General features: G+C 70.9%; 1 protein-coding gene and 1 pseudogene. Both read left to right on the top strand.

Features of this window, described 5'->3' with window-relative positions:
* The first annotated feature begins 64 nt into the window (after window positions 1-64).
* Window positions 65-999: pseudogene (locus tag ABD901_RS58490) on the top strand (IS5 family transposase).
* An 11-nt stretch (window positions 1,000-1,010) separates the two neighbouring features.
* On the top strand, window positions 1,011-1,688 hold the full coding sequence (locus ABD901_RS58485; RefSeq protein ID WP_345145030.1) for a hypothetical protein: 678 nt from the start codon (window positions 1,011-1,013) through the stop codon (window positions 1,686-1,688).
* Window positions 1,689-1,725: the final 37 nt, after the last annotated feature.

Raw genomic sequence — 1,725 nt, 5'->3', positions numbered from 1 at the left:
CTAGGGCATGTCTCCTGGATCTTGGTGGGATGATCCATACCATCCGGATTGTTACCCGCACGCCATGACTGCCCGATTCGAACTCACGGACGCCGAGTGGGACCTGCTGCGCCCGTTGCTGCCCGCTGACCCGCCGCGTGGCGGGCGCTGGCAGGACCACCGCACCGTGATCAGCGGCATCCTGTTCCGCGAACGCACTGGTATCCCGTGGCGGGACCTGCCCGCCCGTTTCGGCAACTGGAAAACCATCTATCAGCGCAAACGCCGCTGGGCTCTGGACGGCACGTGGCAGCGTATCGCCGAGGGGCTGCGCTTGGACGCCGACCTTGACGACGGCGATGACTGGACCCTCGGCGTGGACAGCTCCGTCGTGCGCGCCCATCAGCACGCGGCCGGGGCGCGGCACCAGCCACCGGCCGACCGCTCAAAACCGTAGCGGCGACCATCCCCGAACAGGCAACTGAACCCGAAGCGCTGGGCCGCTCCCGGGGAGGGTTCAGTACCAAGCTGCACCTGGCCGCCGACCGCCGCAGCCGACCCGTCAGCCGCACCATCACCGCTGGTCAACGCCACGACCGTATCGGCTACCCGGCGGTGATGGCCGGCATCCGCATGCCCCGCCGCCGCGGCCGGCCCAGAACCCGGCCCGCGCGGGTCCTGGGTGACAAGGCCTACTCCATCCGCGCGATCCGCGCAGACCTGCGCCGCCGCGGGATCGCCGCCACGATCCCCGAACGCGCCGATCAGCAGGCCAACCGCCGCAAACGCGGCGCCGCTGGTGGACGACCGCCAGCGTTCGACGCCGAGCGCTACAAGCAGCGCAACACCGTCGAACGCGCGGTCAGCAAGCTCAAACAGTTCCGCGCCGTGGCCACCCGCTACGACAAGCGAGCCTTCATGTACCTGGCCGCCATCGACATCGCCACCATCAAAATCTGGCTCCGCGACCTCGCCGCAGATCTACGAGAGACGGCCCGAGCGCCGAAGGTCGTTGCGTAGCATCACCTTGCGTGTGGTGGCGGGCGGCTTGGGCAGGTGTGGTCCTGGGTGGCCTCGCCTACGCCGCCGACTTCTGCCACGGCTTGCTCGCCGCCGTGATGCTGCTGGTGTCGAGCAGCATGTTCGCCTGGAGCGCCGCCGGTCTGGCCTTCGGCTTCGCGGCCCGGGACCGCCGCAGCGCGATCGGCGCCGGGGTCACCGTCCTCGCCGTCGCCACGGTGGTCTACTACGGCATCATCGTCGTCGACGGCCACCGCTGGCGGGATGCTGTCACCGACGGCGATGCCTTCCCCGGTGCGTCGAGTTTGGTGTCGGTGCTGACGGCGACCGCCTTCTGGACCACTGCCTCGGTCGCTGGCGGGACGGTGCTGGGCCTGCTCGGCCAGGCCATCCGCCGGGCCCGCCCCACTGTCGCGGCGCTTGCCGCGGGCTGCTCGTTCGCCCTGCTGGCCGGACAGGGCGCGGTCGCTGCCACGCACGTCTACACCCTCGGCGCCGCCTGGACCTGGCTCGTCGAGGGGGTCACCGAGGTCCTGCTCGCCGCCGCACTGACCGCCACCCTGCTCGGCCGGGGCCCCGGCCCGTCCCGCTGGTGGACGTTCGCCGGGGCGGCCGTCGCGCTGCTGACGGCGAGCTACGCCGTCTGGGTCCTGCTCGACACCATCCGCACCGCCGGCACCCTTTGGTGAGATCCTAGGCCGCGCTGATCCACGAGACAGGCCCTAG

The organism is Dactylosporangium darangshiense (genome assembly GCF_039537565.1).
GTDB classification, from domain to species: Bacteria; Actinomycetota; Actinomycetes; order Mycobacteriales; family Micromonosporaceae; genus Dactylosporangium; species Dactylosporangium darangshiense.
This window is presented reverse-complemented; position numbering and strand designations above follow the sequence as displayed.